16 protein-coding genes are annotated in these 19954 nt (G+C 40.2%); 3 read left to right on the top strand and 13 right to left on the bottom strand.

What is annotated here, in order from left to right:
* Positions 1 to 257: 257 nt before the first annotated feature.
* The 5 genes from QM450_RS04555 to QM450_RS04535 all read right to left on the bottom strand — a co-directional run bounded on the left by QM450_RS04555 (position 258) and on the right by QM450_RS04535 (position 5720).
* Positions 258 to 1025, bottom strand: a complete 768-nt coding sequence (locus QM450_RS04555; RefSeq protein ID WP_049504710.1) for an epoxyqueuosine reductase QueH — start codon at positions 1023 to 1025, stop codon at positions 258 to 260.
* Between the two features lie 67 nt (positions 1026 to 1092).
* Complete coding sequence (locus QM450_RS04550; RefSeq protein ID WP_414319801.1) at positions 1093 to 2292, bottom strand: MFS transporter; 1200 nt, start codon at positions 2290 to 2292, stop codon at positions 1093 to 1095.
* Positions 2293 to 2562: 270 nt separating this feature from the next.
* Entirely contained in the window at positions 2563 to 3906 is a 1344-nt protein-coding gene (gene asnS / locus QM450_RS04545; protein WP_414319865.1) for an asparagine--tRNA ligase, read from the bottom strand.
* 150 nt (positions 3907 to 4056) lie between these two features.
* Positions 4057 to 5235: a pyridoxal phosphate-dependent aminotransferase gene (locus QM450_RS04540; RefSeq protein ID WP_414319800.1), complete on the bottom strand. Its 1179-nt coding sequence runs from the start codon at positions 5233 to 5235 to the stop codon at positions 4057 to 4059.
* Entirely contained in the window at positions 5232 to 5720 is a 489-nt protein-coding gene (locus tag QM450_RS04535) for a DUF5590 domain-containing protein (protein ID WP_371607518.1), read from the bottom strand. The genes QM450_RS04540 and QM450_RS04535 overlap by 4 nt, the downstream gene beginning before the upstream one ends.
* Positions 5721 to 5980: 260 nt before the next feature.
* Here QM450_RS04535 and QM450_RS04530 point away from each other — a divergent pair, with 260 nt between their 5' ends.
* Positions 5981 to 6529 carry an NADPH-dependent FMN reductase gene (locus QM450_RS04530; RefSeq protein WP_414319799.1) on the top strand — a complete coding sequence of 183 codons (549 nt, stop codon included), beginning with the start codon at positions 5981 to 5983 and terminating at the stop codon, positions 6527 to 6529.
* A 52-nt stretch (positions 6530 to 6581) separates the two neighbouring features.
* Here the strand turns inward: QM450_RS04530 and QM450_RS04525 are convergent, their stop codons facing one another.
* Positions 6582 to 7772: an O-antigen ligase family protein gene (locus QM450_RS04525; protein WP_414319798.1), complete on the bottom strand. Its 1191-nt coding sequence runs from the start codon at positions 7770 to 7772 to the stop codon at positions 6582 to 6584.
* A 211-nt stretch (positions 7773 to 7983) separates the two neighbouring features.
* On the opposite strand from QM450_RS04525, the gene birA reads away from it, so the two are divergent.
* Positions 7984 to 8919 carry a bifunctional biotin--[acetyl-CoA-carboxylase] ligase/biotin operon repressor BirA gene (gene birA, locus QM450_RS04520; RefSeq protein WP_414275863.1) on the top strand — a complete coding sequence of 312 codons (936 nt, stop codon included), beginning with the start codon at positions 7984 to 7986 and terminating at the stop codon, positions 8917 to 8919.
* Between the two features lie 55 nt (positions 8920 to 8974).
* On the opposite strand, the gene QM450_RS04515 is transcribed toward birA, so the two are convergent.
* The 6 genes from QM450_RS04515 to QM450_RS04490 form a co-directional block, all read right to left on the bottom strand.
* Positions 8975 to 10165, bottom strand: a complete 1191-nt coding sequence (locus tag QM450_RS04515; protein ID WP_414319797.1) for an acetate kinase — start codon at positions 10163 to 10165, stop codon at positions 8975 to 8977.
* Between the two features lie 49 nt (positions 10166 to 10214).
* Positions 10215 to 11168, bottom strand: a complete 954-nt coding sequence (locus QM450_RS04510) for a class I SAM-dependent methyltransferase (RefSeq protein WP_414319796.1) — start codon at positions 11166 to 11168, stop codon at positions 10215 to 10217.
* A gap of 98 nt (positions 11169 to 11266) precedes the next feature.
* Positions 11267 to 12874 carry a CTP synthase gene (locus QM450_RS04505; protein WP_375555721.1) on the bottom strand — a complete coding sequence of 536 codons (1608 nt, stop codon included), beginning with the start codon at positions 12872 to 12874 and terminating at the stop codon, positions 11267 to 11269.
* Positions 12875 to 13187: 313 nt separating this feature from the next.
* Positions 13188 to 13763: a DNA-directed RNA polymerase subunit delta gene (rpoE, locus tag QM450_RS04500; RefSeq protein WP_075232134.1), complete on the bottom strand. Its 576-nt coding sequence runs from the start codon at positions 13761 to 13763 to the stop codon at positions 13188 to 13190.
* A 270-nt stretch (positions 13764 to 14033) separates the two neighbouring features.
* Positions 14034 to 15233, bottom strand: coding sequence for an ABC transporter permease (locus tag QM450_RS04495; RefSeq protein WP_414319795.1), 1200 nt, complete (start codon positions 15231 to 15233; stop codon positions 14034 to 14036).
* Entirely contained in the window at positions 15230 to 16123 is an 894-nt protein-coding gene (locus tag QM450_RS04490; protein WP_006147212.1) for an ABC transporter ATP-binding protein, read from the bottom strand. Before QM450_RS04490 ends, QM450_RS04495 begins: the two co-directional genes overlap by 4 nt.
* A 299-nt stretch (positions 16124 to 16422) precedes the next feature.
* On the opposite strand from QM450_RS04490, the gene QM450_RS04485 reads away from it, so the two are divergent.
* The gene (locus QM450_RS04485) at positions 16423 to 17355 is read left to right on the top strand and encodes an alpha/beta fold hydrolase (RefSeq protein ID WP_414319864.1); all 933 of its coding nucleotides are present in this window, start codon (positions 16423 to 16425) and stop codon (positions 17353 to 17355) included.
* A 119-nt stretch (positions 17356 to 17474) separates the two neighbouring features.
* On the opposite strand, the gene pheT is transcribed toward QM450_RS04485, so the two are convergent.
* On the bottom strand, positions 17475 to 19880 hold the full coding sequence (pheT, locus tag QM450_RS04480) for a phenylalanine--tRNA ligase subunit beta (protein ID WP_414319794.1): 2406 nt from the start codon (positions 19878 to 19880) through the stop codon (positions 17475 to 17477).
* Positions 19881 to 19954 lie beyond the last annotated feature (74 nt).

Below are 19954 nucleotides of genomic sequence, written 5' to 3'. Positions count from 1 at the left end.
AATAAAGGTAGTGTAACATAAGTTGTATAAATGCAAAAAAGGAATAATTTTACCACAGTATTGAGCTATTTATCAGCATTCTAAATTCCAAAAAATACTTTTAACCTAAACTTCATGTTTATCCACAAGTTTTAAGTCTCAACTAGTTTATTGAAGGCTCGCGAGTCATGGACTAGGAATTCAAAGATTGGTCCATAGATTTCTCTCCATATCACCTTTTCCTAGCAAAAAACCTGCCACATTGGGCAGGTTTTCATCTAAATATCTAATTTTGTAACAGTGAACTTGATATGCGAATAGTCTTTTTCGATATCCTTATCTACCATAAAGGCGGTTGCATCCTTCTTGACCTGTACCAAGTCAATATTTTGAGCTTGAGCGGCATAGACACAGCCACAATAACATTGACGGTAAATGTCATACTCTTCACACATCTCCACTGAACGTTTATAGCCTTGATTTTTCTTAAAGTCGCTCGGAAGATAATGAGTTGTGTAGATTTTTTGCACATCAATCCCGATACTATTGATGGTTTGTGAATTTTTGTGAGGACTGATGGTTAGGGCTGAACCGAAGTAATCAAATCCTAAGTCCATAGCCACTTGCGCTGTCTTGTCCAAACGATAATCAAAACAAACCTTGCAGCGATCGCCACCTTCAGGTTCTTCTTCCAAACCTCTGACCAGCTGACGGTATTCGTTGGGCTCATAGGGTGCTTCTAGGTATTGGACATGATTGCCAGTTCGTTCATTGAAATCACTGACAAATTTTTTGGTCACATAAGCACGCTTGTGATACTCAGCTTTAGGATGGATATTTGAATTAGCAAAATAAATGGTTACATCTGCATACTTGGTCAAATACTCTAAAGTATAGGTACTACAAGGAGCACAACAGACGTGCATGAGAATGGTTGGTCTTTCTTCATTTTTTTCCCAAACTTGAACCATCTTTTGCATGACACGGTCATAGTTGATCTTTTGATTGGGATTCATCTTACTTAGAATTTCTTCTACATCGATCATACTCTTCTCCTTTTCCTCTTGCTATTGTACCACAGGATGATTCTTTGAGCAAATAGGTTTTCGTGCTTTACTCAGTTTTTAAGTCCTTCTCTAATAGCTTGCCCATCCTTGTCAGACTAATTATTAAGATAGGACAGGTTAAAAGCAAGATAAGACCTAGAACTAAAAAGACAGCTACAAGACCCCAACGATCAATCATCCAGCCTGTCAGTGGAAATATGACAATCATGGAAAGACTAAAGAGCATGGAATTGATACTAAGCATAGTTGCTCTCACACTGGACGGTAAATAACCTTGTAAGTCATTGAAATAGATAGGCTGATAAACTGCATAAAGTGTATCAGTTAAAAGATATACAAGAAGAAAAGCAAAGGGGGTCCCTGAAAACACCAACAACAAGGCCAAGCCCGTTAGTGCAACAAGAGCCGGAAAAACTCGATTACTATTCCATTTTTTACCGATTTGACTAGCTACATAAACCGCCAATAGATTTAGCAAACTACCAATCAGCATAACCAGTGAAACTTGCCATCCTGCTAAGTCACTTACTTTCTGCTGATAGTAAAAGTAAAACATACACATGAGTGTTCCGACTAGCTGATAAGTCAGCATCCAGTAAAAGAGTACTAGCTTTTCCTGCCATTCTTTTCGGACTTGCAGAACAATTGTTTTAAAGGTTAAGGCTTCATTTTTTTCTCTCTTGGCCATTGGTTCTTTCATAAAATAAATCAAAATAATAGAAAGAAATGAAAATCCTATAGCAATCAGATAGGTCCAGGCAAGTGCTCCGTGAATAAAGAAGCCTGCCACAACTGTACCTAGGGTTCGGGTGACTTCTGCCACACCAGACAAAAAACTAGAAATCTGAAGATAGCGGCCCTTTTGACCTGCTTCTACCGCAGAATCATATAAGAAAGCGGTACTGGTCCCCGAATCAAAATTGTAGGACCAAGCGTTGACCATCATAGCAAAAGCATAGATCCAAAAATTCCCCTGACCAAACAAAATCAAGATAGAGGATACAATACTGGCCAAGCGAGCCAAATAGAGATTGGTCTTGTAGCTAAATCGATCGGCCAACATACCAGACGGGATTTCACACAAGAGACTTGTACCGTGAAAGATACTTTCTAGTAGACCGATTTGAAGTAAGGAAAGACCATTTTGGATAAAAAATAAAATCCAAAAACTGGTGATTCCAAAATAAGAAGTGAATTCCAGACCTGCTAAGAGTGGAATATTGCGTTTGTAAGTTCTTTTAAACATCGTTTTCTCTCTTTCAATATGTAATATGACTGTTTCTAAAAGACTTACTTAGATTTGCCTACATTTTCTCTACCTCTTTCATTTAAAGTAATACTCAATGAAAATCAAAGAGCAAACTAGGAAGCTAGCCGCAGGCTGCTCAAAACACTGTTTTGAGGTTGTGGATAGAACTGACGAAGTCAGTAACATATATACGGCAAGGTGAAGCTGACGTAGTTTGAATTTGATTTTCGAAGAGTATAAAAACGCCAGACGGCGTTTTTATGGTTATTAAGGTTTGATACGGTGCAACATACGTGGGAATGGAATAGCTTCACGGATGTGTTTTGTACCAGCTGCGAAGGTTACCATACGCTCGATACCGATACCAAATCCACCGTGTGGTACTGTACCATATTTACGAAGGTCAAGGTAAAATTCATATTCTGTACGATCCATGCCAAGTTCTTCCATCTTAGCCACAAGAGCATCGTAGTCTTCCTCACGCATAGAACCACCGATGATTTCTCCGTAACCTTCTGGTGCGAGCAAGTCTGCACAAAGAACGCGGTCTGGGTTACCAGGAACTGGTTTCATGTAGAAGGCCTTGATGTCTGCTGGGTAGTTAATCACGAAGGTTGGTACACCAAAGTGATTTGAAATCCAAGTTTCATGTGGCGAACCGAAGTCATCACCATGCTCGAGATGTTCGTAGTCAGCATCTTCATCATTTTCATGCTCTTGCAAGAGATCAATGGCTTGATCGTAAGTGATGCGTTTGAATGGCTCTGCAATGTAGCGTTTCAAAAGCTCTGTATCACGTTCCAAGGTTTCCAAGGCTTGAGGTGCACGGTCAAGAACACCTTGTAGAAGAGCTTTCACATAAGCTTCTTGCAAGTCAAGTGACTCATCGTGTGTCAAGTATGAGTACTCAGCATCCATCATCCAGAACTCAGTCAAGTGACGACGAGTTTTTGATTTTTCAGCACGGAATACTGGACCAAAGTCAAAGACGCGACCAAGGGCCATAGCACCAGCTTCAAGGTAAAGCTGACCTGATTGACTCAAGTAGGCTGGTGTTCCAAAGTAGTCAGTTTCAAAAAGTTCTGTAGAATCTTCTGCAGCATTTCCTGAAAGAATTGGGCTATCAAACTTCATAAAGCCGTTCTTGTCGAAGAACTCATAAGTTGCATAGATGATAGCATTACGGATTTGCATGACAGCTACTTGCTTACGAGAACGAAGCCACAAGTGACGGTTGTCCATCAAGAAGTCTGTTCCGTGTTCTTTTGGAGTGATTGGGTAATCTTGAGATTCACCGATCACTTCGATGTCTGTAATATCCAATTCGTAACCAAATTTAGAACGCTCGTCTTCTTTGACAATCCCTGTCACGAAAACAGATGTTTCTTGGCTTAGGCGTTTGATGGTGTCAAATTTTTCAAGACCTACTTCTTCTCCAAATTTTTCGATAAAGTTTGGTTTAAAAGCTACACCTTGGAAAAAGGCTGTTCCGTCACGCAATTGTAAAAAGGCAATTTTCCCTTTTCCTGATTTGTTGGCAATCCAAGCACCGATAGTGACTTCTTGACCAACGTAATCTTTTACTTCGATAATTGTTACACGTTTTGTCATCATTTATCTTCCTTTTTTCGTTTAACTTGTCCAAAGACATTATTACTCATTATTGTACCACAAATAATGCCTGATAGCTAGCTAGTTTGACAGAAATTCATAAGTTTTTAGCAACAAAAACCTCCGCCATAAGGACGGAGGTTTAACTTCTTATTTTTCCATAAATTGGTGCAAACGACGAATGGCTTCTTTTAGAGTTTCCAAGTCTGTTGCGTAGCTGAGACGAACATTTTCTGGTGCTCCAAATCCGGCTCCTGTAATCAAGGCCAGACCAACTTCTTCAAGAATAGCCGTTGTAAATGCTGTTACGTCGGTATAGCCTTTCATCTCCATAGCTTTTTTAACATTTGGGAAGAGATAGAAAGCTCCTTGTGGTTTGACAACTTCAAAACCAGGGACTTCACACAAGAGTGGATAGATGGTATTCAAACGTTCTTCAAATGCTTGACGCATAACTTCCACAGAATCTTGCGGTCCAGTTAGCGCCTCGATTGTTGCGTATTGTGAAACAGCGGTTAGGTTAGAAGTCGTTTGACCTGTCAATTTGCTCATGGCAGCAATGATTTCTGGATCACCCACTGCATAACCTACACGCCAACCAGTCATAGCATAGGCCTTAGACACTCCATTGATGACAATGGTTTGGTTGCGAATGGCTTCTGATAGACTAGAGATTGGGACGAATTCATTTCCGTTATAGACCAAACGACCATAAATATCATCTGCTAGGATGAGAATGTCATGTTCAACAGCCCAATTTCCAATGGCCAAGAGTTCCTCACGAGAATAGATCATACCGGTAGGATTAGATGGTGAGTTAAGAACCAAGACCTTGGTCTTAACTGTACGAGCTGCTTCTAATTGCTCAACAGTCACTTTAAAGTGATTGTCTTCTTTGGCTTGGACAAATACTGGAACACCTTCTGCCATCTTAACCTGATCCCCATAGCTAACCCAGTAAGGAGTAGGAATGATGACCTCATCTCCAGGGTTGACTACAGCCATAAAGAAGGTGTAGAGAGAGAACTTGGCACCTGTAGCAAAGGTAACTTCGTTAGCTGCTACAGAATAACCATAATAACGTTCAAAATAGGTATTGACTGCTGCTTTTAACTCAGGCAAACCTGAAGCTACCGTATAGAAAGAAGCACGTCCATCTCGAATGGCTGCAACAGCAGCATCTTGAATATTTTCAGGAGTATGAAAATCGGGCTGACCTAAAGTTAAGAAAAGAACATCTTTTCCTTCAGCTTTTAACTTCTTTGCTCTTGCATCACTAGCCAGAGTGACACTTTCTTCCATTTCTAAGACACGTTTAGATAATTTCATAGCTTCTCCTTTTCGATTAGGGCACCAGTTTCAAAATCTACTAGATAATAGTCTCCTCCAGACTTGATTTCCCAAACAGGCTTTTCAGCATAGCGTCCAAAGGTAACCGTATCAATTTCAGTAGCTCCTTTTTCTCTAACAACTGCTTCTGCTTTTTCTTGTGAAATACCATTTTCTAGTTGATATACGTAAATATTGTTATTACTTTTCTCTATTAAAACAGCAACTTGTTTCTGATTCTTATCTTGACCAAGAACGCTATAATAGCTTTCTAAGCCATTAAAGAAATCAACCTGGCTGACCGTTTCTAGATTCGCATACTGCTTGGCAAGTTTTTCCCCTTCTACCTTTGCTGTCTGATAAGGCTTCATGCTAAGCCACACCAAATAGAGAAAGGAAGAAGTCACAACTAGAGCCAGCAGGGTCAAGCCAATGCTGTACTGAAATAATAAGGAATTTTTTTCTTTTTTCTGTCTCATTTTCACTCGTCTATTTTACCATCTATCCTAGTGAATTACAAGTGAATAAAGGGGAGGATTTAGCACGGAACTTCTCTTATGACAGGAGTATATGACGCTTGAATCATTGATTTCACAGACTTTTCATAATCTCTACTCCTAAAAATAATCTTGACTATCATCGATTTTTATTTTCTGAGCAGATTTCTTGCAAATAATTCCCTTTTGTTGTAACATTGTTTATAACAACAGAGATAACTCTGATTAAAATCTAAAGGAGACTCCCTATGTCTAAAAAAGTATTATTTATCGTTGGTTCACTTCGTGAAGGTTCTTTCAACCACCAAATGGCGCTAGAAGCTGAAAAAGCTCTTGCTGAAAATGTTGAAGTCAGCTACCTTGACTACTCTACAATTCCTTTATTTAGTCAAGACCTTGAAGTTCCTACACTTCCAGCTGTTGCTGCTGCACGTGAGGCAGTTCTTGCTGCTGATGCTATCTGGATCTTCTCTCCAGTCTACAACTTCTCGATTCCTGGTACAGTGAAAAACTTGCTTGACTGGCTTTCACGCGCAATTGACTTGTCTGATACACGTGGAGCATCTGCTCTTCAAGATAAGATTGTAACAGTATCATCTGTAGCCAATGCTGGTCATGAACAACTCTTTGCAATCTACAAAGACCTCTTGCCATTCATCCGTACAAAAGTTGTTGGTGAATTCACTGCAGCTCGTGTCAATGATTCTGCTTGGGCAGATGGCAAATTAGTCCTTGAAGACAGTGTTGCTTCTTCCCTAAAACAACAAGCTGAAGACTTGGTTCAAGCTATTCAATAATTGAATTGAAAAAGAAAGATAGTAGAAAATGTTAGTTTCTACTATCTTTTTCTTAATCAACAAATTCATCAATCATACTATGTTTTAGTGGTAAACTACACATCACTAAAAGGAAAATAAAGGATGATTGAATCCAAAAGAGAGCCAAATCAAAAATTCCGTGCACAGCTACTACTGTCAAGAAAGAGAGGTAAAGTCCAAGGATAGGACGCTTACTAGGTACTTGACTCATATCAATCAACATTCGTACTGGAGTGGAAGAAGCAATCCCCAAGAGAACTGTACCAACAACTCCATAACTCAAAATCGTATCTATATAAATACTATGAGCATGTTCATGATAAGGTGCTCCAATACGAGGGAAAGAGTGCATATAGGTTAGCGGTCCTTCACCCCAGAATGGATTTTGCTTAAACAAGGCCATCCCAGCATTCCAAATAGAAACACGCTCTTCCATAGATGAATCTAAGGTTCCCATTCGAACACCCAAATCACTTGAAAATAGAAAGGCTAAACCAACCCCAAAAACTCCAACACTAAGCCAGAAAGCACGCCAGTTCTTAATAGTTGTGAAGAGATAAATAATCGCTCCAAAGATGATGGCTGGAAAAGCTGTGCGATTCTGCGTAAAGTTTAAACCGAATAAATTAGCAAAGATGGCAATCATAGAAAAGATTCGTAACCATCTTAACTTCGTTGTGCTAATCAGATAAAAACCAATCATGATACAGAAACAACAGATAATTCCATAGTAATTGGGATTAAAGAAGGCAACCTCCGCTCGATTCTGATGCCAAACCTGCATTCGTGGTGAGAGGAAGGTATAATCAAATTTCTTTACAATTTGGAAATGTTCCAAGGCTGCAAAGGCTGCTGCAAAGACACTTAAGGCTAATATTCCTTCAATCGTCAACCTGAAAAATTTAGGAGTCAACTGGGATTGATAGTAGTAAAAGAAGATGGCAAACAGAAACATGGCCACCGAAGAAACTACTCCCATCACATTTTGTGCCAGAAGAGAAATTGCAGTGCTATAAGCAATAAAAAAGAGCAAGACAGGGTGTTGAGACAAACGTTTCAAGATCCCCTTCATCTCCCCAGTATATACTAACCAAAGTAAGTAAGAGATAAAAATAACAACAAAAAGATAAAAAGGAAGAAAAATACTCAGAATAACTCCTAAAAGAAGTCCTTCTTGTTTCGATAAACTTTTTAACTTTTCAATGACACCTATTGATTTCACAACAGATCCTTTCCTTCTGAATATCACATTCAGATAAATAAGCTATTAGAACATTTTACCATTTTTCAAGCGATTTGAAAACCTCTTTGCCTCTATCAACCTAACTAAAACTGGGTAAAATTTTATAGTTAGCTAAGATTACTCTAAAAAACGCTATCCCTTTTTTAAAAATATGGTACAATAAATCTAATTATTCCAGAAAGGGTCTAGCATGAAATCCTACCAAGAAGTCTATAAAATACTAGTTACTGAGACTGATTATCTAAGCGGAGAAAAAATAGCTGAGAGATTAAACCTATCTCGAACTTCAGTATGGAAGGCGATCCAACGTCTCCAACAAGAGGGACTGGAGATTGACAGTATCAAAAATCGTGGGTATAAACTTCTGGACGGAGACCTTATCTTGCCTCAGGAAATCGAAGCGAATAGTCCCATTACTGTCCAGTTTAAACCCTCAACAAAATCTACCCAAACTGATGCTAAAGAGGCTATGGAAGCTGGTGCCAAAGGGGATAAACTCTACCTTTCCACTAGCCAAACTATGGGACGTGGCCGTTTTCAACGTCCTTATTACTCACCTGATAGGGGGGGGATTTACATGTCCCTTCACCTACAACCCAATCTCCCTTATCAGAATCTTCCAGCCTATACACTTCTGACAGCTGGAGCTATCTACAAGGCTATCAAAAACCTTAGTTTAATCGACGTCGATATCAAGTGGGTCAATGACATTTATCTGAACCAGAAAAAAATTGCTGGTATTCTAACAGAAGCCATTACCTCTGTCGAAACTGGACTCGTTACAGATGTTATCATTGGGGTCGGAATCAACTTTTCGATCGCTGAATTTCCCAAGAATCTACAAACTAAAGCTGGAAGCTTATTTTCTCAACATACTCCCATTACTCGCAATGAATTGATTGCTGAAATCTGGAAATGTTTCTATGAAACAGAAGCCGATGAACTCCTCTACCTCTATAAAAAGCACTCTATCGTTTTAGGAAAAGAAGTCTCTTTTAAGCAAGATCACCAAACTATTTCAGGAAAAGCCTGTGACATCTCTGACCAAGGACAACTGCAGATAGAATTAGCCAAGGGGAAAAAGATTTGGCTCAATAGTGGTGAAGTTTCGCTGACTAAATGGTAGTTTTCCTAGATCAAAAAAATCGACCTTTATTATTGAAGGTCGATTTTTTGATCTGTTATTTTTTCAAACGTTCAACGTCACGTGCAATGACCAATTCTTCATCCGTTGGAATTACCAGTACACGTACACTTGCTGCATCTGTCGAAATATCTCCGGTTGCACCAAAGACATTTTTCTCTGGATCTACATCACAACCGAACCAAGAAATTCCTGAAATAACATCTTCACGTACATTAGTAGAATTTTCACCGATACCTGCTGTGAAAATAATAGCATCTGCTCCATTTAGGACTGCAAGGTATTGACCAATATGTTTTTGGATACGGTCAACATACATTTCATAAGCCAAAGTAGCATCGTGATCTCCTGCCTCCATAGCAGCAATTACATCACGCATGTCACTAGATTTACCAGAAACACCCATCAATCCTGACTCACGATTGAGAATACGACTGATGTCCTCAGGCTTGTTAAAGTCCTCTGTATATTGCATTAAATAAGGAATGATGGCTGGGTCAATATCCCCTGTACGAGTTCCCATCATTACACCACCAAGCGGAGTGAATCCCATTGAGGTATCAACAGATTTCCCACCCTTAACAGCTGTAATAGAAGCACCATTACCGATGTGACAAGTGATTAACTTCAACTCTTCAAGTGGACGACCCAAGAGTTTTGCTGCTTCTTGAGCAACGTACTGATGGCTAGTTCCATGGGCTCCGTACTTACGAACCTTGTTTTCTGTGTAATATTTTGTTGGTAGAGGATAGCGATAAGCTTTCTCTGGCATACTTGTATGGAAGGAAGTATCAAAAACAACGACACTCGTAATATCTGGCAACAATTCTTTGAAGGCGCGAATACCCGCAGCGTTTGCAGGATTGTGCAATGGGGCAAGAAGACCTAACTCTTCAACTTTTTCAATTACATCACCTTCCACGACTGTAGACTCTTTGAAGTACTCTCCACCTGCAACGACACGGTGTCCAACACCAGTAATTTCATCATAAGATTTAATAATATCAAAACGAATCAAGTCATCAAGTAAGATTTTTACAGCCAAGGTGTGGTTTTCAATATCAAGAACTTGTTGCTCTGAACGACCATCGAACTTAACTGTAGAAATAGAATCTTTCAATCCAATTCGCTCAATCAACCCTTTTGCTAATACCTTTTCTTCTGGCATTTGGTAAAGTTGCCATTTCAAGCTAGAGCTTCCAGCGTTAATTGCAATGGTTTTTGTCATAATGTTTCCCCTTTTTTAAGCGTTTTCAACTATTATATCAAAATTTATACTAGATTTCATGTTCTTGACACCAATTTTGAAAATTTTCCTTAAATTCCAACAAAATTTCAGGATCCCGAAGGCTAGTAAGTGGATAAACAAAGGGCTCTGTCCCTTCTCCCACCTTCTTTTGCAAAACAAAAATGGTCTTAGACTGGGCTCCTTGAGCGAATAGATCCTCTGGTAAAGCTATGATAGCGACTAGTTGAGCTTGATCAGTCAGCCAGGATTTCAAGAGATCACTCTGAGGACTCGTCAAAAGATCTGTTGGAGCAAGGAAAATAGCATAGCCTCCCGTCTTCAGATACTTGAGCGATTGCTCCATTAATAGATGATGAGCGTAAGTATGTTCATCCTTTGCTGCCACTTGGTAACGTGAGGCAATCTGATCGTCTGGGTAGTAGCCAATCGGGAGGTCGCTCACAATAATATCACTTTCTTTTAATACTTGTGGACGTACTGCATCTCCTTGGACAAAGCCCATTTGAAGATCCATAACTTCTGCCATGCTTGCAGCCAGATCGATCAAGAGGTCATCTAGTTCAATCCCAAGGTAATCTACCTTTTTATTCATGGACCTTAAGAAGCTAGCGCCCAGAATTCCCATCCCAGACCCCAAATCTAATAAACTTAGATTCTCAGCAGGCCACAGTTGCTCTATCAGAAAAATCATCAAGTGACCAATGGCATCTGGTGTAAACTGGTGATTTGCTTGGAGAGGTTCTGTTTGCGCTGCCTTCATTAACAAGAATTGGTAGGTTCGTAACCACTCTTCTTTTCGAAGAGCCAATCGTTTTAATGCTTGATTGTTTTTCTTGATATCTTCCAGATTTGTCTGACCATCCAGATAGATTCCATTTTGCTCAATCAAGGCATCGTAAAAATTTGTCGTCAAATCATTTTGAATGATTTGGACATTTTCTAGTAAATAGGTATATGCTTGTTCAATTTTTTCAAAATCCATACCCTTATCTTACCAAAAATAATGTCCTTTTTCCAGATTTTCATGATAGTGAAAACAAATTAAAACCTCTGAGATGACTCTCAAAGGTTTAATCATGACTATTTACTATTTTCGACAGCTGCTGTTACAAAAGCAGTGTAGAGTTCTTCTGGGCGGTTTGGACGACTTGAAAGCTCTGGGTGGTACTGACAAGCCACAAAGAATTTATTTTCTGGAATTTCCACAATTTCGACCAAGCGGTTGTCTGGTGAAACACCTGAAAAGACAAAACCTGCTCCTTCAAACTGTTCACGGAAGGCATTGTTAAACTCATAACGGTGACGGTGACGGCGTTGGACCACTTCTTTGTTATGATAAGCTGCCGCTGCCTTAGAACCACGTTTTAACTTAGAAGGATAAAGTCCCAAACGAAGGGTACCACCCATGTCCTCAACATCAATCTGATCACGCATGATATCGATGATAGGGTATTTGGTATCAGGATTTAGCTCTGCTGAATTAGCTCCTTCAAGACCTAAGACATTACGGGCAAACTCGATACAGGTCAACTGCATACCCAAGCAGACTCCCAGCATTGGTACATCATTTTCACGCGCATAGCGAATCGCTTCAATTTTTCCTTCTGTTCCACGTTGACCAAAACCACCCGGCACAATGATTCCGTCAGCGTCCGATAGAAGTTCTGCCACATTGTCAGCTGTCACATCGTTAGCATTAACCCAATCAATCTTGACTTCTGCATCATTGGCATAACCAGAGTGTTTCAAAGCTTCAACAACTGAGATGTAGGCATCTTGCAACTCAACATACTTACCGACAAGGGCAATCTTGACTTGTTTTTTGAGGTTCATAACCTTGTCAACCATAGCTGACCACTCTGCCATATCTGCTGCAGGCGCATCAATTTTCAAATGGTCACAAACAATTTGATCCATGCCTTGTGCCTGCAGATTAAGTGGGATTTGGTAAAGATGATCCACATCCAAGGACTCAATAACTGCTTCTGGTGCCACATCACAGAACTGGGCTAGTTTATTTTTAATTCCTTGTCCAGCTGGCTTTTCAGTACGGATGACTAACATATTAGGCTGGATTCCCAGACCACGCAATTCTTTGACAGAGTGTTGAGTTGGTTTGGTTTTCATTTCACCAGCTGCCTTGAGGTAAGGAAGCAAGGTCGTATGGATATACATAACATTATCTGCACCCACATCTGCCTTCATCTGACGAAGAGCTTCTAAGAATGGAAGGGACTCGATATCGCCGACTGTTCCACCAACCTCTGTAATAATAACATCAGAGTCAGTCGTAAGAGCAGCACGCTTGATTTTTTCTTTCAAGGCATCTGTAATATGAGGAATAACTTGGACAGTTGCTCCAAGGTACTCTCCACGGCGTTCCTTACGAAGAACTTCGCTGTAGATTTTACCAGTTGTCACGTTTGAGTATTTGTTGAGGTTGATATCGATGAAACGCTCATAGTGGCCTAGGTCCAAATCTGTCTCAGCCCCATCATCTGTTACAAATACTTCTCCGTGCTGGTAAGGGCTCATGGTTCCTGGGTCAATATTGATATAAGGGTCAAATTTTTGAATGGTCACCTTCAAACCACGGTTTTTCAAAAGACGCCCAAGGCTCGCTGCAACGATCCCTTTCCCAATAGACGATACCACACCACCAGTGACAAAAATATATTTCGTAGACATAGATTCCTCTTTCTAAAATGCTCAAGGTCTTGTTCACTAACAGGGGATTGAGAAAACAAGACCTTCATCAATAACTACACCCCAAGAAGAAAAGCTTCCTGGAAAAACAAAAATAGCTCCCTAATAACTAGGGAGCTCCGACCTCTAAAAGAGGTGCCCGAACAATATATTACCTCAAAATGAATCATTTGTCAAATAGAACAAATCGTTGACTTGGCATTCTATTTTGCATAACTCATTCAAACTAAAAAGAGTCTGGGACTAGGAAATCGAGACTTGATAGACCGATTCCAGCTCCAACTCCTTTTTATTTTTATTCTTCCTCTTCTTCAGAGTCTTCGTCGTCTTCTTCATTAAGATCGACTTCTTCATCTAGATCATCTGGGGCGATTTCATTGATTTCAGCATCGTAGGCTTCCACTTCATTCTTCTCATCATCTGGATTTTCATCATCATAAGAAAGAGCTGGATCTTCTTCGTATGCATCCTCATCTTCTGGATCATCTGCACTGTAATCAATAGCATCTGCATCACCATCCATGAAGGCGTTGACACGTTTTTTCTTAGCCTTAGGTGTTACTTCTTCATCATCACTTTCTTCAAGAGCAATGATTTCCTCATCGATTTCATCAACTCCATACCATGAACGAAGACCCCATTTGTTATCTCCAAGTGAGATAAAGCTACCGTCAAAGTTCAACTCTGTGTAGAACAAAGGCAAAGCTTCACGAATATCGCTATTAGAGGTACCGAGATAGTTTTGGATTTCATTAACCAAATCACTAAAATGCATTTCGTGATCACGACCACGGAGTTCCAAGATGGCACGAGCCACCTCAATCATAGATAGTTCACTTTTTTCTTGCCCAGCAAATACTTCTAATTCCAAAGCGTTTCTCCTCATTTTTTACTACTAACGCCAGAGTGGATAAACTCTGATCTCATTTTATCATGTACTCTTTATTGTACGATAATTTTGCTTAATAGTCAAAGGTTTAGGAGAAATAAATATGAAATATTTCAGCTAATTAATACTCAATGAAAATCAAAGAGCAAACTAGGAAGCTTACTTGAATACGGCAAGGCGACGCTGACGTGGTTTGAAGAGATTTTCGAAGAGTATAAAAGACCTGGGAGATACACTCACAGGTCAGATACTTTATTTATAACTTAAAGCTCGTTTAAAGGTTTTCCAGATCCCCAAATCATCCGTTTGAAGGACCAAACTAGCATACATGCGTCCGATAAAGACTGTTGCAGTTACTGCAAAAATAACCGTTATAGCAAGCGAAATCCAAGCTTCTAGTCCATTTGCGTAACCATTGATAGCTCTGAAAGGCATAAAGAAGGTTGAGACGAATGGAATGTAAGAACCGATTTTCAAGATTAAATTATCACCAGAAGTTCCTAATACTGTTACCCCTATGAAACCTACCATAATCAAAAGCATCAAAGGCGATAAGGCCTTACCAGAATCTTCTGGTCGAGAAACCATAGAACCTAAGAAGGCAGCCAAGACTACATACATAAAGAGACTAACCAAGACAAACAACAAGGTATTGATCGAAAAGGCTTCTCCCAAGTGATTTAGAATACCTGAATTTGCCAAGATAGGCATATCCTTAAAGAAGAAAATAGCTCCAAGACCACCTACAACATAAATACCAATATGAGTCAAAATGACTAGAAGTAAGGCAATCATGCGGGCGTAGAAATAATGGCTAGCACGAATACTTGAGAAGACCACTTCCATGATTTTGGTTCCTTTTTCACTAGCTACCTCTTGAGCAGTGACACTAGCATAAGTAATCAAAATCATATAGAGGAAGAAACCTAGTCCTGCAGCCGCAAAGGTTTGGACCATCTTTTTATTTTCCTTGGCTTCATCAATCTGTTCTGTGAATTGAACCGTTTGAGCCAAGCGTTTTTCCTGTTCCTGAGACAAATTTGCTTCTGAACGGTTGAGTTGGGATTGAAGTTCATTCAACTTAGCGGTCACTGCTAACTTAATGCCACTCTCTAGTGAAGTCTCACCATGATAGACTGCCTTGAGGACACTATTCTCCTGGTCAATGGTCAGATAGCCTTTTATTTTCTCATCCTTGATAGCGGCTTGAGCACTTACTTCATCCTTATAGTCAAAGTTAAGACCATTGGTCGATTTAAGTTCTTCTGTAACAAGAGGAACAGAACTAACTACTGCTACCTTACTATTTTGAGCCAAGGAAGAACCTTGGAGAACACCAATTCCTCCAGAAAGACCTAAAAAGAGGAAAGGCGAAATCACCATAAAGAAGAAACTCCAAGACTTGACATGTCTTAGATAGGTTTCTTTGATTACAACCCACATATTTCTCATACTTCCACCCCTGATTCTAATTTAAAGATTTCATCGATTGTTGGAGCTTGTTGATCAAAAGTCGCGATATATTGACCTTGAGTCAAGATTGGGAAGAGTTCTCTACCTGCACTTTCATCATCTAAAATCAACTTCCAGCTACCTTGCTTGGTCAAGCTAACCTGTTTGACATGAGGAAGGCTCTCCAGTTCTTCCTTGCTTCGTTCACTTGAAACAAAAAGTCGTGTTTTGCCGTATTGATTTCGGACCTCTTGAACCGGTCCATGCAAGACCACACGCCCATCACGAATCATGAGGATATCATCACAAAGTTCTTCGACATTGGTCATGACATGGTCAGAAAAGATAATGGTCGCGCCACGTTCTTTTTCTTTCAAGATAACCCGCTTAAGAAGTTCGGTATTAACTGGATCCAAGCCACTAAAAGGCTCATCTAGGATAATCAAGTCTGGTTCATGAATCAAAGTGATAATCAACTGAATCTTCTGTTGATTTCCTTTTGAGAGACTTTTAATCTTGTCCGTCAGTTTCCCCTTAACTTCCAGTTTTTCCATCCATTGAGGGAGTTTTTCTTTGATTTCCTTGGTGTCCATGCCTTTTAGGGTCGCCAAGTAACGAACTTGTTCAAGGACTGTCAATTTAGGCATAAGACTGCGTTCTTCAGGGAGATAACCAATGCGAGCATAGGTCTCCTGACGAATGTCTTGACCATCAAGCTCAATCTCCCCTTGATAGTCTAAAAATTTCAAAATACTGTGAAAAATAGTTGTTTTCCCAGCTCCATTTTTACCAACCAGCCCTAAAATACGCCCTGGTCGTGCTTGAAAGTCAACACCAAACAAAACTTGCTTAGGCCCAAAACTTTTCTCTAGATTTCTTACTTCGAGCATCATCCACCTCCGAAATTTATTGCATTCATTATACTCCTTTTTGATAGCATTTACAATGATTTATGTACATTTTTAAATCTTGATTTCAAGAAGGATATTTTCTGGATAGGAACTTTATTAGCTTATCACCAAGCATTTTAGTTCTCCAGATTTTAAGTGATAAATTTATTATACTCATTTCTTGATAAATCCGTTGGCTATGTCCTCAAATGTTCATTTTCAGTCCTGAATTGTTACTACTAATCTTCATCATTCTGCCTAGCTTATCGTGCTCTTTTATGGTATATTTTTGATAGACTATAGATTATCATAAGCAAGGAATCTCATATGAAAAAAGACTTAAACTCGAACCAAACAACAATAACTTAATCATTTGGGAAGCTGAACAGCCAAAAGCCATTCTTCAGCTTGTACATGGAATGGTAGAGTACGTGGAACGATATGAAGAATTTGCTCTAGCCATGAATAACGAAGGCTTTACTGTTATCGGCCATGATCATCTCGGCCACGGCTATACTGCTCAAAATCCAAGTCAACTCGGAGTCTTTCCTGAATCTCCCGAAGAACTCATCGATGATATTGAAAGAGTGACCTCTTTTATTCAAGAAAGCTATCCAGAACTTCCAATCGTCCTTCTAGGGCATTCTATGGGTTCTCTTATGTGTCGCTATTATGTAGCTAAACGAAAACCACCTATCAATGCCTTGATTATCATGGCGACTGGCCAACAGCCTCAATTTCTGACTAGTTTCGCTCTCATACTAACAGAATGCATCCGACTTATAAAAGGGAATAAACACCGTAGTAAACTCTTGACTTATCTATCAACTGATAGCTTTAATCGAAGTATTAAGAATCCTAAAACATCTGTCGATTGGCTCTCAAAAAATGAGGAATCCAATCATGCTTATCTGAAGGATCCATTCTGTCAATTCATACCTACTATTCCTATGTACAGATCTATTTTTTACTTTTCTAACCAAGTAGCGAGTAAACAAGTGATCGATGAGATTCCAAGCCAACTCCCAATTCTCGTGATTTCAGGACAAGAAGACCCTCTAGGCGAAAATGGTAAAGGTATAGAGAGATTTGTAAAACTCCTAAAGGCTTCACATTCGAAAGTAAGCCTTCGATTAGTTGAAGAGGCTCGTCACGAAATTCTAAACGAGAATAATCGAAACGATACCTATCACTTCATAGCTGATTGGATGACAAAAAATACCGATGTCTGATCATCTTGTAACAGTATTAAAAAGAAGTTGTTTCCCCGTCAATTTGATTCAATCATCAGGCTAAAGCTTGATGATTTTTTTTACTAAAAAATCCATCCCTAGGGATGGATTGAAGGTTTTTAACGCACTTCTGCATTCACTTTTTCTTCAAGTGATGCTTGAATTTTTTCCATGTAGCGTGCGACTTCTTCGTCAGTCAAGCTATCTTCTGGATTTTGGAAGGTCAAGCTATAAGCCATTGACTTCATACCAAGTCCTAGTTTTTCGCCTGAGAAGACGTCAAAGAGTTTGATATCTGTCAAACGTTTCACGCCTGCAGATTTGATGGCATCAACTACATCTTGGTGAGTCACTTCTGCTTTCAAGAGAAGAGCAATATCACGGCTGACTGCTGGGAATTTAGTAATTTCCACAAATGGAGCGGCTGGTTGAAGAGCTGTCTCAATAGCTGAAAGGTTGAGCTCTGCCACATAGGTTTCTGGAATGTCGTAAGCCTTGGCTGTAACAGGATGTACTTGACCGAGGAAACCAAGGACTTGGTTACCGAGTGAGATCAAGGCTGTACGTCCTGGATGAAGACTAGCAATTTCAGAGGTTGCTGTATAAGCCACTTCAAGACCCAAGCGAGCAAAGAGAGCTTCCAAAATTCCCTTAGCATAGAAGAAGTCAACAGGAACTGCTGCTGTTTGGAAGTCTTTTTCAGCGACTAAGCCAGTCAAGGCAAAGGCAAAGCTGTTAATTTCATTTGGCAATTCTTCTTTTGGATTACCAGTTTGCTCGAAAACTTTTCCAATCTCATAAAGAGCCAAGTTTTTATTCTTACGTGCTACGTTGTAGGCAACTGTATCCAAAATACCTGAAACCATATTTTGACGGAGAACTGAACGGTCCACAGTCATTGGCCACATCAATTCTGTCAAATGACTTGGCTGAATCGTAAATTCAACCGCTTTTTCAGGAGTTGTAAGAGCATAAGTGATGATTTCTGTCAATCCAGCACCTTCAGCAATGGTACGAACCTGACGACGAAGTTTTTGTGTCGCAGTCAATTCACCAGCGGTACCATCGTCTTTTGGAAGACTGGTTGGCAAGCGATCATAGCCATAGATCCGAGCGATTTCTTCAAAGAGGTCAGCCTCGATAGTGATATCCCAACGACGACGTGGCACGCTTACTGTAAATGATTCTGCATTGCCAGAAAGGCCAAAGCCAAGACGACGGAAGACATCTTCCACATCAGCATAGGAAAGTTCTGTTCCAAGGACACGGTTGACGTCTGCAAGTGTCGAAGAAACTTCCACATCAGAAGTGTCAAGCTCACCTGCTGAAACAATCCCCTTACGTACTGTTGCACCTGCAAGCTCAGCAATCATGCTTGCTGCCGCATCAAGGGCTTCATTGACAGTAGCCACATTGATCCCTTTTTCAAAGCGAGAAGACGACTCAGAACGAAGGTTGAGGCGACCACTAGTCTTGCGGATAGATTTGCCATTGAAAACAGCAGCTTCAAGGACAACACGACTAGAGTTTTCAGAGATTTCTGTTGCTTGACCACCCATAACACCTGCAAGGGCTACTGGCTTGTCTGCGACAGTGATGACTAGGTCATTTGTTTCCAAGTCACGTTCTTCACCATCCAAGGTCACTAATTTTTCACCAGCACGCGCTTCACGCACACGGATGTCAGTTCCTTCAAAGGTATCCAAGTCAAAGGCGTGCATTGGTTGACCAAAGTAGAGAAGGATGTAGTTTGTCACGTCCACTACGTTATTGATTGGACGGATTCCTTCGTTCATGAGAAGGTTTTGCAACCATTGTGGACTTGGTGCGATGATCACATTGTCCAAGATACGAGCTGCATAGTAAGGAGCCTTGTCTGTGTCAATGCTGACAGAAAGAGCATCAGTTGCAGCTTGATCAGTTTCAGTCAAAGTAAAGTCTTTAAAGTTGACTTCCTTGTCATAGATAGCGGCTACTTCATACGCCACTCCACGCATAGAAAGAGCATCTGCACGGTTTGGAGTGATGGAAAGCTCGATGATTTCATCATCCAAGTCTAGATAGGAGAAGACTTCCTCACCTGGAACAGCAGTTTCTGGCAAGATTTGGATGCCATCTGCAAATTCTTTCGGTACAACGGAGTCAGAAATACCCAACTCACCAAGTGAACAGATCATCCCAAGGGATTCCAAGCCACGGATTTTCCCTTTTTTGATTTTGTAGTTGTCTGCAATACGAGCACCTGGAAGTGCCACCATAACCTTGATTCCTGCACGCACATTTGGTGCTCCACAGACGATTTGACGGGCTTCTTCTTCACCCACATTGACTTGGCAGACATGCAAGTGTGTTTCTGGCACATCTTCACAAGACAAAATCTCTCCGACGACAATTTTTGAGAGACCAGCAGCAGGTGATTCTACACCTTCTACTTCGATCCCTGTGGTTGACATTTTTTCAGCCAACTCTTGTGATGGCACATCAATGTCCACCAATTCTTTTAACCATTTATATGATACTAACATAATTTAGTTTCCCAGAATGACCGTTGCCACTCTAGTTTTTTTCCTTTCCTATCATTTCATATAGAAGAATCATC

This window comes from Streptococcus infantis, assembly GCF_047464615.1.
Lineage (GTDB): Bacteria > Bacillota > Bacilli > Lactobacillales > Streptococcaceae > Streptococcus > Streptococcus infantis_Y.
The sequence above is the reverse complement of the archived record's forward strand: the minus strand, read 5'-3'. Positions and strand labels throughout refer to the sequence as shown.